The 21768-nt window shown below is 71.1% G+C and carries 17 protein-coding genes; 5 read left to right on the top strand and 12 right to left on the bottom strand.

Features of this window, described 5'->3' with window-relative positions:
• Positions 1-4: 4 nt before the first annotated feature.
• From OG787_RS35825 to OG787_RS35805, 5 genes are all read right to left on the bottom strand, one after another.
• Positions 5-484, bottom strand: a complete 480-nt coding sequence (locus OG787_RS35825; protein WP_369030767.1) for a GPW/gp25 family protein — start codon at positions 482-484, stop codon at positions 5-7.
• Positions 485-521: 37 nt separating this feature from the next.
• Positions 522-2426, bottom strand: coding sequence for a VgrG-related protein (locus OG787_RS35820; protein ID WP_369030766.1), 1905 nt, complete (start codon positions 2424-2426; stop codon positions 522-524).
• A complete protein-coding gene (locus OG787_RS35815; protein ID WP_369030765.1) occupies positions 2426-3148 on the bottom strand; it encodes a LysM peptidoglycan-binding domain-containing protein in 723 nt (240 codons plus the stop codon). The genes OG787_RS35820 and OG787_RS35815 overlap by 1 nt, the downstream gene beginning before the upstream one ends.
• Before the next feature lie 17 nt (positions 3149-3165).
• Positions 3166-3591, bottom strand: a complete 426-nt coding sequence (locus OG787_RS35810) for a phage tail protein (RefSeq protein WP_235479583.1) — start codon at positions 3589-3591, stop codon at positions 3166-3168.
• A 69-nt stretch (positions 3592-3660) separates the two neighbouring features.
• Positions 3661-4476: a hypothetical protein gene (locus OG787_RS35805; RefSeq protein ID WP_405538012.1), complete on the bottom strand. Its 816-nt coding sequence runs from the start codon at positions 4474-4476 to the stop codon at positions 3661-3663.
• Positions 4477-4978: 502 nt separating this feature from the next.
• Between OG787_RS35805 and OG787_RS35800 the strand changes: the two genes are divergently transcribed.
• On the top strand, positions 4979-6310 hold the full coding sequence (locus tag OG787_RS35800; protein WP_405538010.1) for a hypothetical protein: 1332 nt from the start codon (positions 4979-4981) through the stop codon (positions 6308-6310).
• Positions 6311-6873: 563 nt separating this feature from the next.
• Here OG787_RS35800 and OG787_RS35795 read toward each other — a convergent pair.
• The 4 genes from OG787_RS35795 to OG787_RS35780 form a co-directional block, all read right to left on the bottom strand.
• Positions 6874-7032 (bottom strand): DUF6760 family protein, encoded by a 159-nt coding sequence (locus OG787_RS35795; RefSeq protein WP_235479579.1) that lies wholly within the window; start codon positions 7030-7032, stop codon positions 6874-6876.
• On the bottom strand, positions 7029-7514 hold the full coding sequence (locus tag OG787_RS35790) for a hypothetical protein (RefSeq protein WP_405538007.1): 486 nt from the start codon (positions 7512-7514) through the stop codon (positions 7029-7031). Before OG787_RS35790 ends, OG787_RS35795 begins: the two co-directional genes overlap by 4 nt.
• Positions 7514-7957, bottom strand: coding sequence for a phage tail protein (locus OG787_RS35785; RefSeq protein ID WP_369030761.1), 444 nt, complete (start codon positions 7955-7957; stop codon positions 7514-7516). Before OG787_RS35785 ends, OG787_RS35790 begins: the two co-directional genes overlap by 1 nt.
• 83 nt (positions 7958-8040) lie before the next feature.
• On the bottom strand, positions 8041-9627 hold the full coding sequence (locus OG787_RS35780; RefSeq protein WP_369030760.1) for a phage tail sheath subtilisin-like domain-containing protein: 1587 nt from the start codon (positions 9625-9627) through the stop codon (positions 8041-8043).
• Between the two features lie 257 nt (positions 9628-9884).
• Here OG787_RS35780 and OG787_RS35775 point away from each other — a divergent pair, with 257 nt between their 5' ends.
• From OG787_RS35775 to OG787_RS35765, 3 genes are all read left to right on the top strand, one after another.
• Positions 9885-11984, top strand: coding sequence for a DUF4157 domain-containing protein (locus OG787_RS35775; protein WP_405538005.1), 2100 nt, complete (start codon positions 9885-9887; stop codon positions 11982-11984).
• Positions 11985-11992: 8 nt separating this feature from the next.
• Positions 11993-13420 (top strand): hydrolase, encoded by a 1428-nt coding sequence (locus OG787_RS35770; protein WP_405540687.1) that lies wholly within the window; start codon positions 11993-11995, stop codon positions 13418-13420.
• A 124-nt stretch (positions 13421-13544) separates the two neighbouring features.
• Positions 13545-14957, top strand: a complete 1413-nt coding sequence (locus OG787_RS35765) for a ricin-type beta-trefoil lectin domain protein (RefSeq protein ID WP_405538004.1) — start codon at positions 13545-13547, stop codon at positions 14955-14957.
• A 34-nt stretch (positions 14958-14991) separates the two neighbouring features.
• Here the strand turns inward: OG787_RS35765 and OG787_RS35760 are convergent, their stop codons facing one another.
• From OG787_RS35760 to OG787_RS35750, 3 genes are all read right to left on the bottom strand, one after another.
• Positions 14992-17019, bottom strand: coding sequence for an ATP-binding protein (locus tag OG787_RS35760; protein ID WP_405538002.1), 2028 nt, complete (start codon positions 17017-17019; stop codon positions 14992-14994).
• The gene (locus OG787_RS35755) at positions 17016-17678 is read right to left on the bottom strand and encodes a DUF4255 domain-containing protein (RefSeq protein WP_369030879.1); all 663 of its coding nucleotides are present in this window, start codon (positions 17676-17678) and stop codon (positions 17016-17018) included. Before OG787_RS35755 ends, OG787_RS35760 begins: the two co-directional genes overlap by 4 nt.
• Before the next feature lie 170 nt (positions 17679-17848).
• The gene (locus OG787_RS35750) at positions 17849-18577 is read right to left on the bottom strand and encodes a LuxR C-terminal-related transcriptional regulator (protein WP_389351169.1); all 729 of its coding nucleotides are present in this window, start codon (positions 18575-18577) and stop codon (positions 17849-17851) included.
• Positions 18578-18843: 266 nt separating this feature from the next.
• Here OG787_RS35750 and OG787_RS35745 point away from each other — a divergent pair, with 266 nt between their 5' ends.
• The gene (locus tag OG787_RS35745; protein ID WP_405538000.1) at positions 18844-21765 is read left to right on the top strand and encodes an AAA family ATPase; all 2922 of its coding nucleotides are present in this window, start codon (positions 18844-18846) and stop codon (positions 21763-21765) included.
• The last annotated feature ends 3 nt before the right edge of the window (positions 21766-21768 follow it).

Genomic DNA, 21768 nt, shown 5'->3' with positions numbered 1-21768 from the left:
GTGATCAGCGGTCGCTTTCAAAGGAGTTGCCCAGTTCGCCGGAGCCACCGAAGCCACCGGGGCCACCTGAGTCACCGGACGCGTCGGGCTCCTCGTGGGAGGGGATGACGTAGAAGGGGAAGACAAGGCTGCGCGGGTTGTTGGTGCCCCGGATCGAGTAGCGGACGTCGATGAACAGCACGCCCTGTTCGGCACCGGCGGTCACCTCGACGTCGTCGACCTCGATGCGTGGCTCCCAGCGGTCGAGGCTGGAGTACACCTCGTGCTGGATGCGCCCGGCGGTCGCCTCGTTGACCGGCGCGAACACCAGGTCGTGGATGGCGCAGCCGAATTCGGGCCGCATCGGGCGTTCCCCGGGCGCGGTCGCGAGGACGAGCCGGATGGCCTCCTCGACCTCCCGCTCCCCGCTGACGAGGGCGATGCCCCCGGTGGGCCCGATGCGCAACGGGAACGCCCACCCGGAACCGACGAACTGCTCGGCCATTTTCGGCCCACCTGCCTCACTGGATCGGTCGGGGCCCTTACGGGATCGGATACGGCTTGTTGTTGACCATCACCAGGCCGTTGAGCATGAGGGAGACGGCCCGAATGCCCACGTTGGCAACGGAGTTGATCTGGACCGTGCCGGCCGTACTGATGGTCGCGGCGCCGGCCGCCTTGAGGCTGAGGGCGCCGAGGGCGTCCACGTTGACCGCGCCGGCGAGCGACTTGAGACTGACGATGCCGCTGCCCTGGAGGTTGAGGATGCCGCCGCTCCTGATGTTGATGGCCCGGCGGGCACTCAGCGTCAGATCGGTACCGGCATCCACGGACACCGAGGTGCCGCCGCTGATGCTGACGGCTCCCTTGCTGTCCACGGTGATCTCGGTCTTGGTGCGGTCGAGGTTGATGGTCAGCCGGTCGTTGCCACTGGCGATGCGCACACCCTGCTTACGGGCGCCGGTCTGCTGGCTGAGCAGGTCGACCCGGTTGCCCTCCCGGTCGGACAGGGTGTGCCGGATGGCCTTCTTCTTGAGCGGGTCGTGCAGCCACACGTCCTTGACGACGGTCGGCTTGTCCCGCCCGTTGTAGAGCCCGCCGACGACGAAGGGATGGTCGAGTGCCCCTCGGTCGAAGGCGACCAGCACCTCGTCACCGACATCGAGCGGAAAGATCCCGCCCCCGCCCTTCCCGCCCAGCTGCACGACCCGCGTCCAGTCACTCACGTACGCGTCGTCCAGCCACGGGAACTGAAGCTTCACCCGCCCTTGTTTCAGGGGGTCCTGTACGTCCGTGACCAGCGCGTTGGCCACGCCGGGCAGCCGGGGTGCGGTGGTCGCGGCGCCGCCGGAGGCGAGGCCGAACAGGGAGCGCCACTGGCGTCCGCTGACCGTCACGAGGGTCTCGTAGTGGTCGCCGTCGCCGAAGACGTGCCGTACGGAGGTGCAGGTGTACTTGCCCTCGAAGGGCTTGCCGACGTCGGCCAGGGTCACCGGAACCCCGGGGCGCAGTTTCGGGTTCCCCCGCACGGTGACCTCCAGTTCGGCGAAGGAGGAGGTGACGTCGTCGGCGAGGGCGCCGGCCGCGAACTTGACCTCGGACTGACGGTCGTAGGGCGTGTCCGTCTCGACGAGCACGCCCGCCTTGAAGGGCGCGGAGGCCTTCTTCGGAGTGGTGCCGATGCCGATCAGCGGGGTGGTGGCGGCGGGCGAGGTCGCGGTGAGCTTCTTCTTCGTCGTCACGTCCCAGCCGCGCGCCTCGACCTTGGCGATCTGGTCGGCGGAGGTGACGGCGGCCCGGCAGCGCAGGACGTCGGTGCCGGCCTCCAGGACGAACGGGCTCTTCTCACCCGGGGTGCTGACCGGCGGCGCGCCGGACGCCGGATCGGGCGTAAGGAACTGGAACTTCCCTTTCTCGTCAAGGGACATGACCATCTCGTTCTCGTCGGCGAGCCGCGCGAGGAAGTCCCAGTCGGTGATGTTGGCCTGACTGATGAACTCGTAGACGGTCTTGGTGGCCTGGATCTTCCCGACCTGAACTCCCGCCGTGGCGACGACCTTTCGGGCGATGTCGGAGGCGGTCTGGTTGCGGTAGGCGGCCACTCTGCGCTGCCGCATCAGCCGGTGCCCGGGGTCGTAGCCACGGATGACGGTGAAGGTGCCGGTGCCGTCGTAGTCGGTCTCCATACCGGTGACCTCGCCCGTGATCAACGGGTCGGCGGCCCCCTTCCCGGCGGCAACGGGCGCCAGGACGACGGGAGTTCCGAAGTCGACGCCGAGCTTGCCGAGGACGAGGTGGTAGGGGTCGCGGAAGGTGAGCCGGAAGGCCCCGGGCACCCCGGCGCCGAGGTCGACCCACCCACCGACGAGGAGAGAGGCGAGATCGTCGGGCAGTTTGGCGCCGCCGATCTTGACGCTCATGAGGCTGGAGAAGGCGATCTGGACCATCAGGCGCCCACCTCCTCGGCGGCCGGCAGGATCAGTTCGAGGCCGTTCGGCAGCCGGTTCGGGTCGTCGATGCCGTTCAGCTGGGCGATGGCCCGCCAGGCGCTCGCGTCTCCGTACTCCCGCCAGGCCAGCGACTGCAAGGAGTCCCCGGCGACGACCCGGTGCACGCGCTGCGCGGTGAGCGCGCCCGAGGTCGGGTTCTGCCCCTTGGTCTGGCTGGGGATCTCGTGCAGATGCACCTGGCAGGTGGCCCGGATGGGCACACCGGTGGTCCCGAAGAGGGTGTAGGTGGCGTCCACGGAACTGACGTACGCGGTGAACCGGGCGGTGGAGAACGACCCCCACTCGAACACGACCCAGGGCGTCGACGACTGATTCGCGGCGATGCTCTTCGCGGTCGTCTCACAGCAGGAGAACAGCGCCTCGACCTTCTTCAGCACGCTGTTGCTGCTCGGCTCGTCGGAGGAGTCGAGGAAGATCTCGACGGTCATCTCACGCGGCAACGGCCCCAGGAACTCCGGCAGCGAACCGTCCCGGACGGCCGCGGTCGGAGTGGTCTTCCACTGAGCACGCCGACTGAGCGACAGCTGGGAGGGGTTGAAGTCGAAACTGAAGTTCTTGATGAGCCCGCCGGGTGTGGTGCTGTAGCCGATCGGCGGCTCGTGAATGGCCAACGTGGCCCGCACCAGGCTCTTCCCGGCGCCCTTGCTTCCCTTTGCCATGTTTCTCGCCGCCCTTCTCAGTCCGTGAAGCCGTGGTGGGTGATCTCCAGGACCTCCGTGGCCACGCTCGGGTTGGCGGGGTCCAGGGAGGGGCCCTGCCAGCTCACGGGCAGTACGTCGATCAGCCCCCAGCGCGCCACCTCCGAACCGTCGGCGCGCAGCGCGGCGATCTGGGCGGTGGGCCGGGTGACTCCCGTGGTCACACTGGAGATCCAGGCGGCGACCTTGGAGGTGTCCGGCGTCAGCGGCCGGGTCAGCCGGATGTTCGAGAACGTCACCCGCGACGGAAGCGCCCACACGAACCCGTTGTTGCCGCCCTCCTGGTGGTGCTCGATCTCCACCGCGGACGACAGGCCCTCGCACCCGTTGAAGTAACCGAGGCTCTCGCCGTCGATGGTGAGGGTGAAGAAGATCGTGGAGCCCGGGTCGGTATCGGTGGACATGGGGGCCTTTCAACGGGCTTGTCGTCGGCGGGAGTTGAGGGAGGTGCGGGTCAGTGAGGTGCGGGTCAGTCAGTGACGGGGGTCGCGCAGCTTCCCGATGCGCTCACGGTCGAGACGCAGTTCGGTACGGACCTTGCGGGTGACCCTGTCGATCAGCCGGTGGGTGAGTTCGTCGAGCTGGTGGTCGTCCAGGTTCTTGGCGTCGAAGGGGGGCGGGGGCTTGGTCCCCGACGGGGGTTGGGACTGGGCCTGGGCCTGGGTTCGGGCTGTGGGTGGTGGGGGCGGCGGTGGTGTCTTGGGGGTGTTCCTGGGTGCGGCCATGCGCTGGATGCGGACGGCTGCGGGTACGGGGGCCGGTGCGGGCGCGCTGCTGGTGCTCGGCGGGCGCGGCGGGGCCGGGGGCGTGGGGTGCGTGCGCTGTACGGGGGTACTGCCGCCGGCGGTGCCGTACGCGGCCGGAGGCGGCAGGGGCACGGGGGCGTGTCCGAGGGGGGCGGCGGCTGTCGGATGCCCGGAGGGGGTGGGTGCAGTGGTGGGTGCGGGGCGCCTCAGGAGTACGGCCTTGGGAGCGACGGGGGCCCGGGGGGTGCCTGTCGCGACGGGGGTGGCGGTCGGATGCCCGGAGGAGGTGGGTGCGGTGGTGGCTGCGGGGCGCCTCAGGAGTACGGGTTTGGGGGCGACGGGGAGGGCCTGCGGGGTTCCTGTCGCGACGGGGGAAGGCACGGGGACCGTCGTGGTCAGGGGGTGGGCGGAGGAGAGGGCGCGCTGGATCCGGGGCGGGGCGGGGCGTACTGGGCGTACGGCGGCGGGGCGGGCGGGGGCTGCCGGGGGTGCCGGGGGTGCTGGCGGTACGGGATGTGCGGGGGTTTCGTTCGGGGCGGGCATCGCGGCCGGCGTGGGTGCCTTGTTGGCGCCGGGTGCTTCAACCGACTTGGCCGGTACGGGGATTGAGGGCGCCGGAGGTATCGAGGGTGCCGGAGGTGTGGTGACGGCACGCTGAACGGGCGCTCCGGGGGCGGGCATCGGGGCCGGGGTAGGTGCCTTGCTGGTGCCGGGCGCTTCAACTGCCTTGGTCGGTGCGGGGGTCGAGGGTGCCGGAGGTGTGGTGACAGCGCGCTGAACGGGCGTTCCGAGTGCCGGCATCGGGGCCGACGTGGGCGCGTTGTTGGTGCCGGGCGCTTCAACCGGCCTGGCCGGTGCCGGGATCGAGGGCGCCGGAGGTGTCGCGACAGCACGCTGAACGGGCGTTCCGAGGGCCGGCATCGGGGCCGGCGTCAGTGTCCGTATCGGTATCGGTATCGCGGGAGCGCCTGCGCTGGATCCGGGGATGCCGGGGGCCGTCGGTTGGACACGCCTCGCCAAGGGGGTCGCGTCTGCGGGCGGTGCGGTGAGCGGTGCTCCCAGGGAGGTACGGCGGCGGGGTGCGGGCGGTGCCGGGGTGGTGGGCGTGGGCTGGGCCGCGCTTCGGGTCTCGGCAGCGGGGGTTCGCTGGATCGGGGCAGCCAGTCCGGCCAAGGGCTTGGTCTGGGGGTGCGGTGCGGGGGTGGAGGTCGCCGCCGGGGGCGTGGGGGCGGTGGGGTGCGGTACCTGGGAGTGCGATGAAGCCGGGGGCGCGCTGGGGGTGGTGCCGGGCACGGCGACGCGCTGGGCACTGGGTGTCGTGGGGTCTGTTGCCTGGGCTGCGGAAGTCCGCGCCGGGGAGGGCGAGTTGGCGGGTCGCGGGGTGCTGACAGGGGGCGCCTGCCGGACCGGGGTGCCGGACGCCGGGGGCGCCTGGGACGTGACCGACAGCGGGGAGGCGGGGGTGGCGGTTCGCGTCCCAACATCGGCAGAGGGCGTCTGTCGGGCCGGGGTGCCGGCTGCCGGGGGCGCGGGAGCGGTGACCGGGGTCGCAGAGGTGCTCGCCGACCCCGTCGAGGCGGCGGCTCGTTGCACAGGGGCCGAGTCAGATGCCGGCGAGGGCCCAACCGGTCCCGGACGTACGGCACTTGGGCTCGACGACGGGCCGACGACGGGACGTGCCGGCTCGATGCCCCGCGCGACGGCAGGAGTCGTCGACGGTCCCGCAGGGGCGGAGCCGGGGCTTGGCGGCACGGCAACCGGGCGTACCGGAGCGGCGGTTGGCCCCACTGGATCGGCAGCCCTCTGCACCGTGGCTGCGGAACGCCCCGCAGCAGTGGCCGCCGACCCCGGAGAAACGGAACTGGACGGCGCGGCAACAGGCCGTACCGGAACAGCAGTTGACCTCGCCGAAGCAACAGACCTCTGCACCGCGGCCGAAGCCCCGACCGACGCGGCACCGGAACCCGGGGAAGCCGCAGTCGGACGTACGGGAGAAGCGTCCGCCACCGTCGAGGTGACATCCGGCCCCGCCGGAAGTGCACCCGAGTCCACAGAGGTCGAGACGCCGGCAGACACGGGAACGGGAACGGCAGCCGGAACCTCCGGAGCACCAGCCCCCGTACCGCCCCCGGAACTCCCCGCAGCCTTCGTACTCGCCACCGGCAGGCTCCGCCGCTGCACCACCGGCGCACCGGAGACCCTGGTCAGCGGCACAGCACCGGCCACGGACGAGGACACGGCGGCGGAGGAGACTCCGGAACCGGACGCACCTGCACCCGCACCTGCACCCGCAGAAGAAGCCCCACCGGCGACAGGCACCGCCCCGGCAGCCGCACGCCGCTGGACAACCGGCACAGCCCGCGCAACGGGCCGTTGACCGGCAACCGGCACCTCCCCCACAGCGGCAGCCGAGCCCGCGCCGGAGGACGATGGCCCACCCCCCGAACGCCCCACCACCGGCACAACCCGAGGCCCCGACGCCCGAGCGACCGCCGCCGGAAACCTCACGCGCTGAACGGAAGCCACGTCGGAGGCAACAGCCGTCTCCTCCTCCGGCATCGCCAACGGCAGTGACAGTGAAGGCAGTTCAAGCCCCGTCCCCGGACCGCGCGACTCGACGAGCGCCCCCTTCACCAGGCCGCTCGGCGCGTCGTCGAGGACGGCGTGGGAGAGGGTTCCGGTGAAGGAGGGGTTCTGCCAGGTCGTGAGCCGGGCGGCGAACCCCGCGTCGGCGACCCCCGGGCGGCCGACGGTGGTCGCGCGCTGGATCGGCGGCAGCGCGGACCACCCGGCCGACGGAACACGGGCCCCGGAACTGGACGAAACGCCCTCGGCCCCGACCTCGCTCCCGCCGTCAACTCCCCCGTCAACTGCCTTATCAGGGAGGGAACTTGCGACCCCCCGCCGACGTGACCTCAACCGCCCGACGATGCCCACGCCTCACCCCTCGCCCGCGGCGCGCGTGACGAGGGCCGCGATCTGGTCCGTGTAACGGCGCCGGTCGCGGTGTTCGAGGTCGAGGATCTCGTCCATGCTCCAGTGGAAGTGGTAGGCGACGTACGCGATCTCCTCGTACAGCCGGTCGGTCGCGTACGTCACGATTCCCCCAGGCGGCTCCCGCCGAGTTCGACCTCGAAGGGCTGCTCGCAGTGCGGGCAGGTCACCCCGGCGCGGGTGTGTCCCTCGGCGTTGATCTGCCGGTAGAAGTCCTGGAGGAAGGCGAGGTCGGAGGCGAACATGTTCTCCACCACGCCGTCGTGGACGAGCGGCAGCGAACCGAGCCGGGTGATGACCCGGCCGAGCAGGACCACCGACAGATACGCCGGGTTCTCCTGGACGCGCATGTCCCGCAGGGGGATCAGTTCGTCCCGGGCCGTGGCCAGCCGCATCACACCGTCGCGGTGCACCGTGCCGGCCTCGTCGACGTATCCGCGCGGCAGCTCGAACTCGAACTCGGTGCGCAGCCGTTGGGGGGTGGCGGCGGCGACCTGTTCGGTCGCCGGTGCCGCCTCCGCCCCGAGGGAGGCCGGACCGGGGTCGGCGAGCGCCGCCCCGGCCGGCCTGGGTGCCGTACGACGCATTACTCGATGACCAGTTCTTCGAACGTGATCGTGACCGTCTCCTGAAGCGCGGACGCCTCGCCGGCCTTCACCGTGCTGGTGTCGATCTTGCTGCACCAGGCGTTGCGCATGTTGTACCGCTTGACCGGGTTGTTCTGGTAGTCCATCACCATGATCGTGGCGTTCTTGCGGGCCGAGCCCATCTGACCGGCGACCGACTCGGTGATCCACTGGTTGAAGGCCGAGGACTGGGTCATACCGCGGACGACCGTGCAGGTGCCCGCCTTCTTCACGCCCGGCATCTTCTTCGTGACGGGCTTGCCCTGGGCGGAGACCTGCTGGTACTCGATGACGTCCTGCTCGATGCTGAGGCCGCTGACCTCGGCGAGGTACTCGACCATCACGCCGTCGATCTGAAGGCCGAAATTGTGTGAGGTGAGGGCGTCACCCGGCTGGAGACTCATCTGGCTCTCTTAACTCTCTTGATTCTCGGTAGGTCTGGGGTACTTGACGATCACGACAGTCACGCGCAAAGCCAGAGGGGGGCCTACTCCTCCAACTCCCCGCTGCCGCCCGAGAACTGGGCCAGCCGGAAGATCACGAACTCGGCGGGCTTGACCGGCGCGATGCCGATCTCGCAGATGACGCGACCGAGGTCGACCGACTCCGGCGGGTTGGTCTCCTCGTCACACTTGACGTAGTACGCCTCCTCCGGCCGCTGGCCGAAGAGCGCGCCGCTGCGCCACTCGTTGACGAGGAACGCGGAGACGTTGCGCCGGATCCGGGCCCACAGCTGGTGGTCGTTCGGCTCGAAGACCACCCACTGGGTGCCGATCAGGATCGACTCCTCCAGGTAGTTGAAGTAGCGCCGCACGTTGAGGTAGCGCCAGGCCGGGTCGGAGGACATCGTGCGGGCGCCCCAGACGCGGATGCCGCGGCCCGGGAAGGCACGGATGCAGTTGACGCCGATGGGGTTCAGGAGGTCCTGCTCGCCCCGGGTGATCTGGATCTCCAGGTCCACCGCGCCGCGGACGACCTCGTTGGCCGGCGCCTTGTGCACACCGCGCTCGGAGTCGCTGCGGGCCCAGATGCCGGCGATGTGGCCGCTCGGCGGGATCATGCGGGCCTGGCCGGTGGCCGGGTCGAAGGCCTTGATCCAGGGGTAGTACAGGGCCGCGTACTTGGAGTCGTAACCGGCCGTCTCCTGGCGCCAGACCCGGATCTGACGGGCGTTCAGACCAGGCGGCGGGTCGATGACGGCGACGCGGTCGCCCATCAGCTCGCAGTGTGCGATCAGACCGAGCTGTACGGCCTTCACCGCCTCCAGGTCGATCGCGCCGCGCTGGTAGGCCGCCATGAGGTCGGGCACCGCGACCATCGAGATCTCGTCGACGGCCTCCAGGCCGCCGAAGCCGGTGCGGTCGGCGGAGTCGCCGAGGTACTCGGCGGGGCCGGCGTGCGCGCCGTCGTCCTCGGCCGCCGCCGGGACGACCGGGGCGGGGGCGGCCGGGGCGGCGAGCGCCACGGTCTGGTTGTCGGGGCGGACGAGCTGCGCGGCGGGCGCCGACTCCTGCACGGTGATGAGCTTGGAGCGCTCCTTCACCTGGGTGACGACGTAGTTGCGGCCGCCCTTCTTGGCGGTCACGTCGAACGTCTCGACGGGCTTGTCGCCGTCCTTGACGATCAGCTTGAACCGCTCGGCGGGGCCCTCGCCCTCCGGGTCGGCGACCTCGACGCTCAGCGAGCCGCCCGCGATCGCGGTGACACTGAAGGTGCCGAGCTGCTTCGGCTCACCGGCCGGCAGCGCGGCCCGGTCGGCCGCGCCCGCAAGGGACTTGGCGGGCGTGGAGCCGCCGGCCGAGCCGCCGGGCGCACCCCCGACCCGGACGACGTACGCGGCCGAGCCGCCGTTGTTGAAGAAGCCGTAGACGCTGTGGGCGAGGTAGTAGCCGTCGGTGAAGTCACCGAAGGCAGCGACATACTGCGTCCAGTTGGTCACCAGCGTCGGCTCGTTCAGCGGGCCGGTCGGCGCGAGTCCGACAAAGGCGGCGACCGAGGTGCCCACTCCCTCGATCGGACGCGAGCCGCTGGCCACCTCCTCGACGTATACGCCGGGCGACAGGTAGGACGGCATGCTCTGATCTCCTCGGGGTACGAGACAGGACGTCTGCCAGCTTCACGCGCGCGATCCGTCCACCGGAACGGCCTGCGGTACCTGCCACGGGGCAACTCCCTTGCCCACAAGGGCAGCTCGCGCGCCCTTTGGCTCCCGGGCTCCGTGCACCCTGCCCCTACGTTTGCCCCTGCGACTCTCCCGCCGACCTGTCCTCGCCGGTAAGGCTGGGAGATCCACCGGTCGTGGAGTGTCGGGGAGCGGGGAAGAGGAGCAGCGTGCGCGCACAGGACACGCGGGCCGGCGGTGGCGCCGGCCCCGAGAGGGCCCGACGGGCGGCCCAGCCGACTCCCGCGCACCTGTCGGCCCGGAACAGTCCGGCACACCTGTCGGCCGGGGGCTCCGCGGCCCAGCGGCTGCTGACGCTCCAGCGCCTGGCGGGCAACGCGGCCGTGGCGCGGGCCGTCGCCGAGGAACGCCACGAGCACGACGGCAACTGCGGCCACGGGACGGACGTACAGCGCTCGCCCGATTCCCGGCAGGGCGTCCAACGGTCGGCCGTGCACGAGGTGTTGCGCTCCGCGGGCCGTCCGCTGGACACGTCGCTGCGGGCCGAGATGGAGGGCCGGTACGGCGGGGAGGACTTCAGCGGGGTTCGGGTGCACACCGACGCCGTGGCCCAGCGGTCGGCGGCGGAGATCGGGGCCAAGGCCTACACCTCCGGGTCCCATGTGGTGTGGGACGGCCAGGACAAGCACACCCTGGCCCATGAGTTGCAGCACGTGGTGCAGCAGAGCCGGGGTGCCGTCCCCGGCACGGACGACGGCTCCGGACTGCGTGTCTCCGACCCCGGGGACTGGGCGGAACGGCAGGCGGAGGACACGGCGCGGAAGGTGATGAGCGGGCCGGCTCCGGTCCAGCGGACAACGGCCCCCGACTCGGGCGCCGCGGCCTCGGCACCGGGCCTCGCGGTGCAGCGCAAGGGGCAGGAGAAGGTGGGCGGTCGGGTCACCACCGCGGAGCCCGCGCCGGAGCAGTCGGTCGGCGGGAAGCTCACCTCCTGGATGAAGAAGGCGCCCCCGCCCGTCAACCCGGTGACGGCGCCGGTGCGGGCGCTCGTCGCGGAGTACGACAACTCCAGCCGCCGCGGCCCGGAGTGGTGCATGGGGAAGCTGGGGGAGATCCAGGTCCTGGCCCTGGAGCAGCGCGAAGAGGCGCGGCCCGTGGACACCGCTTACCTGGAGGACGTACTCGAGGCCGTCAGGGCAGAGTTGGCGGTCGTCGGCGGACAGGTCTCCCGCGACGCGGAAATGATCGGCGCCCCCGGCTTCCCCTACAAGGACATGACCGATCGCGGAACCCTGTGGAAGGACGCGCAGTTCCCGGAGTCGACGGTCAACTTCGCCACGGAGGGCTTCAGTTACGTCCGCGAGATGTCCGAACTGAACCGCGGGGACCTGTCGAAGGAGATCGGAGACCGGAGCCGGGCCTGGGTACGGGACGTATCGGCCAAGCTGGAGGCCCAGTTGCGGCAGTCGGTGGTCGCCCACTACTCCCCCAAGGCGCGGATCGACTCGGTCACCAACTCCGACGACAACCGTCTCAAGTCCAGGACCACGCTCGACGAGGAGCGGGCCCGCCAGGGGCTGGAGCCGCTCAAGCAGCACAACACCATGAACGTCGACAAGTTGATGCTCGGCAACGACGGCTTCGTCTTCTTCTACATCGAGCACCCGGGGACCACGGGCCGCAAGTCCCGCTTCGCCGAGGGGCAGGAGGGCGAGGGCAAGGACGAGGCCCGGATCGAGCTGGGCCTGGAGGAGTCCGGGCTGCTGAGCCGGGGCTGGCTCATGCTGAGCGACTTCGTCCAGCGCGACTACCCCGAGCTGGTCGCGGACCCCGGGACGCCGCATCTGCCCATCAGCGCCACCTCGAAGGACGCCACCGACAAGCACGTGCCGGTGCGCGCGTTCAAGAGGGCCCAGCCCACCGACAAGGAGTTCATGAACTCGGTGGAGGCCTTTGAGGGCATCCAGGACACCGAGTCACGGCAGGCGCACGCGCTGGCCCGGCGGCTCGCGGTCACGGACTCGGCCAACCAGATGGTCTACGGCCCGGAGAAGGTCGTGAAGCACCCCGAACTCCTCCACAAGAACATCCTCGCGGGCGCCGACATCATCCCCGGTCTGGTGGACCGGGCGGTGGTCGAGATCATGCGCTTCGAGGTGTCCAACCCGCCCCTGGCGACCCGTATGAAGGGCATGGACGGTGCCGACCTCATGGACTTCCTCTTCCATGCCCTGCTGCGGCCCCAGGCGATGATCCCCAACACGGTCGACCTCTCGGCGGCAAAGATCACCTACAAAACCGGGACGTGAACAACCCAGTGAGCCTTTGGACTTCCCTGGAGCCCTCCTCCACGACCGTCGACCCCGGCGGCAGTACGACCGTCCGGCTGCGCCTGCGCAACACCGGCGACGTCGTCGACGAGTACCGCTTCGAACCGGTGGGCGACATCGCCCCCTGGACGAGGGTGGAGCCGCAGACGCTCCGCCTCTTCCCCGGTACGACGGGCACGGTGGACCTCACCTTCGCCCCGCCCCGTACGCCGGACGCAACGGCGGGCCCGAACCCGTACGCCATCCGGATCACCCCCACCGAACACCCGGAGGCGACGACTGTCCCCGAGGGCAATCTGACGATCACCCCCTTCACGGAGGTACGGGCCGAACTCGTCCCGCCCACGGTCAAGGGCCGTTTCCGGGGCCGCCCCAAGCTGGCCGTCGACAACCTGGGCAACACCAAGCTCACCGCGTCGATCAGCGGCAGCGACAACGGCGACAACCTCTCGTACGACATCCACCCCGGCAGCGTCCAAATCGAGCCGGGGCGCGCCGTGTTCGTCGACACACGCCTCAAGCCCCGCCAGATCATCTGGTTCGGCAGCAAGGAAGACCGACCGTACAAGCTCGCCGTACAACGCTCCGGCGCCGTCCCCATCGACGTCGACGGAACGTACGTACAACGCGGCTTCCTCCCCCGCTGGTTGGCCACCTTCCTCGGCGTCTTCCTCGCGCTCGCCATCACCTTCGTGATGCTCTGGATCTCCTACAAACCCCAATTCACCACCAAGGCAACGGAGTTGACGGAAGCAGGCTCCGTCAACACGCTCCCGCCGCCCAGTCCCACGGCCGTGGCCACGGCGCCGCCCGTGGCGCCCAGCCAGGAGGCCGCCGAAAACCCCGTCGTGAGCGCGCCCCCGCAGGCGTCGGAGACCCCGGCCGCCGGGGACGGGAGCGGCGACGGCGGGGGCGGTGGCGGTGACGCGCCGAAGGAGACGAAGGCGCCGGAGGTGACCGCCGCCACGGCGGTGACCCAGCTGGCCGCGCGCAGTGCGGGCCGGCACATCTGCTACCGCGCGTATGTCGCCGACCAGGGCTGGCAGGAGCCGGTGTGCGACGGTGCCGAGGCCGGCACCACGGGCAAGGACCTGCCGATCAAGGCCCTCAACATCGCCGTGTCCGGCACCAAGGGGACGGCCGGCAGCGGTGCCTGGCAGTACAAGAACTGGGAGGGCACCAAGTGGACGAAGGCGGTTGACGGGATCGACAACTACATCGGCAGCACCAAGGAGGCGGACGAGCCCCTTCAGGGCTTCACCATCCAGGTCTTCGACGGCAGCGTCTGCGGCAACCCCCATGTGCAGGACGGCGGTTGGCTGGGTGTGGTGTGCACCGACCCCGGCGACTGGAAGTACATCGGGAGCAACATGGAGCAGCACAAGCAGCTGGAGGCGGTCCGCTTCACCGTGTGAGCCGGGCCGTGCCTCTCAGGGGCACGACGGGGAGTCATCAGGGTCTCGTCAGGGGGTCATTCGGGCAGCGATCGTGCCCGAAGGCTTCCTGACGTCCTGGTGGCCGGGATCCTAGGCTCGGTGGGTGATGCTGTGGACCTCTCTCGAACCCGCCTCCGCGACCGTGGACCCGGGTGACCGCACCACGGTGCGCTTACGCCTGCGCAACACCGGTGACGTCGTCGACGAATACCGCTTCGAACCGGTGGGCGACATCGCCCCCTGGACGACGGTCGAACCACAGACGCTACGGCTGTATCCGGGGACGACGGGCACGGTCGACCTGACCTTCGCGCCCCCGCGCACCCCGGACGCGACGGCGGGCCCGAACCCGTACGCGATCCGCATCACGCCCACCACGAACCCGGAGGCGACGACCGTCCCCGAGGGCAACCTCACGATCACGCCGTTCAGCGAGATCCGGGCCGAACTCGTCCCGCCGACCGTCAAGGGCCGTTTCCGGGGCCGCCCGAAGCTGGCCGTCGACAACCTCGGCAACACGAAGCTCACCGCGTCGATCAGCGGCAGCGACAACGGCGACAACCTCTCGTACGACATCCACCCCGGCAGCGTCCAAATCGAGCCGGGACGAGCGGTGTTCGTCGACACACGCTTGAAGCCCCGCCAGATCATCTGGTTCGGCAGCAAGGAAGACCGGCCGTACAAGCTGGCTGTGCAACGCTCCGGAGCGGTCCCGATCGAGGTCGACGGGACGTACGTACAACGCGGCTTCCTGCCCCGCTGGTTGGCCACCTTCCTCGGTGTCGCCGTCGCCCTCTCGATCACCTTCGTGATGCTCTGGATCTCCTACAAACCCCAGGTCTCCACCAGGGCAACGGAGTTGACGGAGACCGGCTCCGCCAACACGCTCCCGCCGCCCAGTGCCAGTGCGTCCGCTCCGGTCGCGCCGTCGGTGCAGTCGACCGTGTCGGCCGCGCCGCTGCCCGAGGTGGCGGTGCCCGGGCAGGGGCAAGGACAGGAGCAGGGATCGGGGAGCGGAAGCGGGAGCGGCTCCGGGTCGGGCTCCGGATCCGGGTCGTCGGGGTCGGGCACGACCACGAAGCCGGACACCCAGGCAACTCCCAAGGAGACGGCCGCCGTTGTCGTGGGGTCCCTGATCATCGGCCAGGCCTCGAACCGCTGTGTCGACGTCACCGACGCGCAGAACGGCAAGGGCAAGGACGGCACCGGACTTCAGCTGTGGGAGTGCGCGAGCACGGCCAACCAGAAGTGGGACTTCCGGTCCGACGGTACGGTCCGCTCGCTCGGCATGTGCATGGACGTCGCGTTCGGTTCGCGGGACGACGGGGCGGCGATCCAGCTCGCGCGGTGCAGCGGCAACCCGGCCCAGCAGTTCGTGCTGAGCACGGCGGGCGACCTGGTGAATCCGCAGGCCGACAAATGCGTGGACGCCAAGGACAAGGGCACCGCCGACGGGACCAAGCTTCAGCTGTGGACGTGCACGGGCACGCCGAACCAGAAGTGGCGGGTGGAGTAGGGGTAGTCGGGCCTTTTCGGTGCGGGTGAGGGGACTACCAGGACCCCTCGCCCGGCACCAGCCGCCCGGCCTTCCGGTACTCCCGTTCCGCGCCCTCCACCAGGTCCGCCGTCGTGACCGGTTCACCGCGTCCGGCGGCGGAGTAGGCGGCGGTGACGACGGCGCTGCGGATCGAGCCGCCGGCCAGTTCGAAGGCGCCGGCGACCCGTGCGGGGTCGGTGCCGGGGGCGCAGGGCACCCGGGCGAGGCTGTGCCGCCACAGGGCGAGACGCTGGCCGGGGTCCGGGAAGGGGAAGTCGACGACGAGGTCGAGGCGGCGGGTGAAGGCCTCGTCGATGTTGGCGCGCAGGTTGGTGGTGAGCAGCGCGATCCCGTCGAAGGACTCCAGCCGCTGGAGCAGATACGCGCTCTCCATGTTGGCGTACTTGTCGTGCGCGTCCTTGACCTCGGAACGCTTCCCGAAGACGGCGTCGGCCTCGTCGAAGAGGAGCACGGCGTCGGTACGGTCGGCCTCGGTGAAGATCCGTTCCAGGTTCTTCTCGGTCTCACCGACGTACTTGTCGACGATCGACGACAGCTGAACCACATAGAGATCCAGCCCCAGTTCGGCGGCGACGACCTCGGCGGACAGCGTCTTCCCGGTCCCGGACTCCCCCGCGAACAGCCCGAGCACACCCCTGCCCCGCCCGCCGCCCGCACTGAGCCGCCAGTCGCCGAGCACCTGGTCGCGATGGCGGGCCCGCAGGGCGAGTTCACGCAGCTGGGCAAGCGGTTTGCCGGGAAGAACGAGATCCTCCCACCCGACCTCGGGCCGGATACGCCGGGCATGCCGCTCAAGCCCGGACGCCGACTGCTGCCGGGCGGCCAGCCGCAGATGCGCGGCGGTGACCGGCGTCCCGTCGAACCCGGCGAGCCGCTGCGCGGCGCGGGCGGCCCGGGCGATGTGGTCGACACCCAGGCGGTAGGGGGCGACGGTGGCGGCCAGGTCGAAGCCGAGGTCCGCTGGTTCATCACGAACCAGGTCAGCGGGGCCCGTGTGCCGACTCAGCGCGTCCCCCCACGTGTTCACCTGCCCGGCGCGCTGCCTCGGTGCCTCCAGGACCAGTGGGTCGTCCTCGGACCACTGGGGGTCGTACGGGCGGGAGCCGGTGAGGAGTACGGGTACGTCCGACACGTCCGGACCGGTCAACGCCCGTACGAGAGCTGTGGGTTGGTCCGACAGGGGTGACACGACGACGACCCGCTCGCTGAGCCGGGCCTCGCGGAGGAGGTCGGGGATGCGTTCGTCGGGGCCGGAGAAGTGCAGCGCGTCGAGTCCGGCGGTGCGCAGGGCCGCCGTGACGCAGGCCAGGCCGTCGCCCTCGCGGTGTTCGCGCAGGTAGACCGTGGGCGGCGGGGCGGGGGACGCCTTCGCGGTCAGCAGTGCGGCCAGCTTGTCCGTGAAGTCGGTCGCGTACGAGGCGTTCGGGGCGAGGGGGCGTACATGGCCGGTGAGGGCCGCGTCCAGGGTGTCGTCGCCGAGGAGATGGGCGGCGACCCGGTCGGGGACGCGCAACGAACGGCTGGGGAAGGGGCGTTCGGGTTCCTCGACGACCAGGAGGCCGAGCGCGGTCAGGGGCGCCGAGGGGTGGAAGCGGGCCCTGGCGGCCGGTTCGTGCACGGGGAGTCCGCACAGGTCGAGGGCGAGCCCGGTGGTGGCCCGGCGGCGGCCCACGTCGTCGTTCAGATAGCCGTACAGCGGCTCGAAGGAACGGTCGAGTTCGGGAGCGAGGGCGGCGAGGAGGATGTGGACGTCCAGGGCCACGAGGCCGAGGCGGGCGGCGAGCTGCGCGAGGGGGTCGTCGCCGTCGGTCGTCGGCAGGGTCCCGGGTGCCTGAGCGGCGGGCCGCCTCAGCAGGTGTCGTATCGCCTCCTCCGACAGATACAGCCCGCGCAGCGGATCACCGGCCGTCGGGTCGTCGGCGCTGCGCTGCTCGACCAACTGGGCGGCCTGGGCGCGCAGTTGGGAGAGGCGGGCGAGCAGCCCTGCGGCGGGTACGAGGGTGGGGGCGCCGACCGTCACGGAGTACGGGTCTCCGCCCGCTCGGTGCGTGCCTTCTCCAAGTGCCGTGGCTGGTGGGTGCGTTCGGGCGAGTCCTCCAGGGAGCCGTCGATCGCGCGGACACGGACGGCGGCGCCCTCCGTGACCGGGGGTCCGGCGTCGTACTCGGGGAAGCCTGGGAAGGGGGCCGTGACCACGAGGTCGAGGGACGGCTTGAGTTCGCCGCCGAGGGCGGACCAGATCTCGGCCAGGGACCGGGACTCCGTCTGGGTCCCGGACACGGTGAGCGGCACGGACAGACCCAACTCACCGAGCGCACCGGGCAGTTCACTGGCCGGAAGCAGCTCGCGGGGCAGCAGGTTGGTCAACACGGCGGACAGCAGCCGGTGTTCGTCCTGAGGCTGCTTGGTCCAGGCGGTGACGAGATACGACAGCCGGAACCAGCGGGGCGGTTGACGGCGCCGGACGATCACGTCGCGTTCGTCGCGGACGGAGACGGTGCCGCGCTGGCGACGCGCGACGTCCTCGCGGATGTCGTACAAGTAGGCGTTGATCGCGGGGCCGTTGCGCCGAGCGGCCCAGTCACGGGTCGGGGCGTCGAAGAAGACGTCGATGCCGGATCCGGCCAGGGCACCACCGCCGAGCAGCCCCTTGAGGACCTCGTCCACCTCGTGGATCACTGTCGCGCTCCCGCCGCCCTGCCCGTCGTACCCCCGTGTGCCGTACCCCCGCGTGCCGCACATGTCTCAAAGTCATCGTGCCGTCCGGGGCGACCGTCCGTGCAGGCACGCAAGGGACGTACGACGGGCATAAGTTGGTGTCCGCGCGCCGTGTTCGATTGCCCGTTCGGTCAGATGTAGCCTTCGCGCAGGGCATAGGCCACGGCGTGCGCCCGGTTGCGCAGATGCAGCCGGGTGGTGAGTCCATGCATCACGTTCTTGACCGTGCGCTCGGAGTAGGACAGCTTGCTGGCGATCTCTCCGGTGTCGAGTCCCTCGGCGACGAGGCGCAGGACATCGACCTCGCGCGGCGCGAGGCCCGAAGTGGGGGCACCGGGCTGGCCGGCCGCCGAGCGATGCAGTGTGCCCACCTGGCTGATGAGCCGGCCGAGCAGGTCGGACGGCAGATCGCCGTCGCCCCGGGCGGCGGCGAGCACAGCCTGCGCCAGCCGGTGTCCGGTGGCCTCGTGGCGCCAGACGATGGCTCCGACGCCGCACTCGATGACGTCGAGGAGTTCGTTCTCGCGCAGCATGCCCACCACGAGAACGGCCTTGGCCCCCTCGCTGCGGACGAGTCGGCGCAGCCGCGACAGCGTTGTCTCGTCGAGACTCTCGCTGACCAGCAGGGCGACGATGCCGGGTCCGGTGTCGGTCTCGTCGCGGAGGTCGACGACCGGGTGCTGCCGCAGCTGGCTGACCGCGCCGGCGCGGGAGATCGGGTCGGACGCGTGCACCGCGACGGGTACGCGGCGCCCGGGTTCGGCGGGTCCGGTACCGGCGGCCCTCGTGACGGGTCCCGTTCCGGCGGCCCTTGTACCGGCCCCGGTGCCGGGGCCCGTGGTGCGGAGTGTGGTGCGCAAGAACTGCCCCCAGGGTCAGGTGCCGCCACCTGTGAGCGGTCGGTGGCAGACGTGCACAGCCAACACTTCTGTTGCACACGGGGCGCGCACAATCGTGGACCACCACGAGACACACCACGAGATCGGCCGGCGCTTCAACCTTTTCGGCCGGTCAGGCCTTCTAGACCAAGAGAAGCAAGAGACCCGAAAGAACCGAGAGACCCGAGAACCCCAAGAAACTGGCCAGTTCCCACCCGCGACAGGACTACCCACGACAGGAGGCAGGCATGCAGCCCTCATCCGCACCCTTCTCACCGCTCTCACCGCTTTCACCGCACTCCTCGCTGTATGAGCGCCGGGAGGCCCTGGCACTGGTGGCCGACGAGGCCGCACGCGCCCGCGCCGGATCGGGCCGCCTGGTCCTGCTGCGCGGAGCCACCGGCACCGGCCGCACCGCACTCCTGGAGGCCGCCACCGAGCACGCGGAGACGCACGGCATGCGCGTCCTGCGCGTCCGCTGCTCCCCGCAGGGCAGTACGACCGGCGCCGACCTCCCGGTCGTAGAACAACTCCTGTCCCCCATACAGGAGTTGTGCGAGTCGGCCCCCACGGCCGAAGAACCGCAGCCGGCCGCCGCCCGGCTGTGGCGGATGCTGCGCGCGTACGCGGCCGAGGGCCCGGTGCTGGTCGCCGTGGACGACGTACACCTCGCGGACGAGAACTCGCGGTGCTGGCTGATCGAGGCGGCGCGCAGAGTGGACCGATTACCGGTACTGCTGCTGGTGACGGAGCGCAGCCAGTACGACGTGGACCCGCCGTCCGCCGGTCTGGTCCACACCCTCTCCCCCGCCCTTGTACGGACCCACACCCTCGCCCCGCTGAGCCTGGACGCGGCGACGGACCTGGTGCGTTCGGCGGTCGGTGACGCGCCGAAGAAGTGGGTGGCGGACTACGTACGGGCGAGCGCGGGCAACCCGCTGCTCCTGCGTGCCCTCCTGGAGGACGTGAGCGCCGCCGCCGCGCCGGCCGCGCTCCCGGAGACGTGCGCGGCGCTGTATCCGGGGGCGTTCCCGGCGGCGGTGTCGTGGTGGCTGGAGTGCGCCGGGGCGGCGACGGCCGAGGCGGCGCGGGTGCTCGCCGCGCTGGACGAGGTGCCGGAGGGCGCCGACATCGACCTGTTCACCGAGACCGTGGAGACCCTCGGAGCCGACCCGGCCCGGGTACGGGGCTGGCTGACCGCCATGCCCCGGCTCGGCATGCTGCGCCGCGACGACGACGGCGGCCTGCCCCGCTATGCCCACCCGCTGCTGCGGGACGCGGTGCTCGCCGGCTGGTGCGCCGCCGACCGGCAGGCCGCGCACGGGGCGGCGGCCCAGGCGATGCTTCAGCGCGGCGTCCCGACGGCGACGGTCGCCGAACTGCTGCTGCGCTCGGGCACGATGGGCGAGGTGTGGGCGACGGACGCCCTGCTGGACGCGGCGGCCGGCGCCGTCCGCGACGACCGTACCGAGGACGCGGTGGTCCTGCTGCGCCGGGCGCTGGACGAGCCGATGTCGGACGGCCGCCGGGCCGAGGTGCTGACCGAGCTGGGCTCGCTGGAGTTCGCCTCGGTCCGTTCCTCGGCGGGCATCCCCCGTCTGACCGAGGCGATGCGCCTGCCGGGCCTGCCGCAGTACCGCGTCCAGGCGGCGGTGGCCCTGGGCACGGCGCTGGCCAGACGCGGTGAGACGCGCGCGGCGGTGACCCTGCTCCGCGATCTGGACGGCCAGCTGACGAACCACCCGGACCTGCTGCGCACGGTCCAGACGGCCTCGGCACTCCTGGGCGACCACGACCAGACGATCCGCAAGGAGATGTACCGCTGGCTGCGCGACACCGCCGAACACTCCCCGGGGGCACTGGGCCCCGCCGGCCAGGCCCTCCTCGTACGGTACGAGGCGACAGCGGGCCTGACCTCGGCGGAAGCCGCCATGAAGCAGGTACGCGCCCTGTTGGCGGAACCGGCCGACCCTTTGGCGGAGCCGTTCCTCCTGGGCACGGCGGCAGCGGTGGCCCAATGGGCCGACGAACTGGACGAAGCCGAACGCCTGACTGACCGAGGCCTCACCGGCCAACGCCCGACCCTGCTCCACCCCATGTACGAGGCCCTGCTGAACGTACGCGCGGACATAGCCGCCGCCCGCGGAGACTACGCCCAGCTGCTGAGCGGACCGGAGTCGTGGAAGGGGGAGGCCGCGGGGACGCACGAGGCCTCCGGGTCGAGCTTCAGATTCGGGCTGGAGTGGGCGACGGGGGGTGAGGAGGGGCCGTGGAGCGAAGCGGGTAGCGGGAGCAAGGCCGGGACGGCCGAGTCGGACGGTGGAACCGAAACCGCGCCGACGAACGTGGAGGCACACGTACTCCTGGCACTCGTCGAGACGGGCCGCCTCGACGAGGCCTGGCAGCTCGCCGACGCGTTCGACCTGCGGGAGGCGTACGACTCCTGGGAGTTGAACCGTTTCCTGTACGCCCGGGGCGTGGTGCGCGCCACCTCCGGTGATGCGGCAGGCGCGCTCGGGGACTTCCTGGAGTGCGGACGCCGCCAGTCGGCACGGGACGTACTGAGCCCGGTGGTCACACCGTGGCGGGCGGCTGCCGCGCAGTGCAGGCTGGCACTGGGCCGCCCCCAGGAGGCGCTCGCCCTCGCGGAGGAGGAGCTACGTCTGGCCCGGGTGTGGAACACCCCACGCCTGGTGGGCCGTTCACTGCGGGTCCTGGGTACGGCGACGGGCGGACGCCACGGCCTGGACCTGACGGACGAGGCGGTACGAGTCCTGCGCGAGGCCTCCGTCGAAACGGAACTGATCCCGACCCTGATCGCCCGGGGCCGCCAGCTGATCGCCGCCGGCGAACGCGCCCGAGCCCGCAAGTCGCTGCGCGAGGCGGCCGAACGAGCCGAACGCCTGGGCGCCGTACGCCTGCGTTCGGCCGCGGACGATGCCCTGCGCGAGGGCGGCGCCCGCCGCACGGCGACGGCGCTCACAGCAAGCGAACGCCGAATAGCGGAACTGGCGACGAACGGCCGCACGAACACGGAGATAGCGGAGCTGCTGCACGTGGCCCGCCGCACGGTGGAGACCCATCTGACCAGCGCGTACCGGAAGTTGGGCATCCGCAGAAGGGCGGAACTGATGGCGGCGCTGGACCGCGCCCCCGGCAGCCACGCCTGAGGT

Source organism: Streptomyces sp. NBC_00075 (assembly GCF_045041225.1).
Classification (GTDB): domain Bacteria; phylum Actinomycetota; class Actinomycetes; order Streptomycetales; family Streptomycetaceae; genus Streptomyces; species Streptomyces adonidis.
Note: the sequence above shows the minus strand (reverse complement) of the source record. Positions and strands in the feature narration are given on the sequence as shown.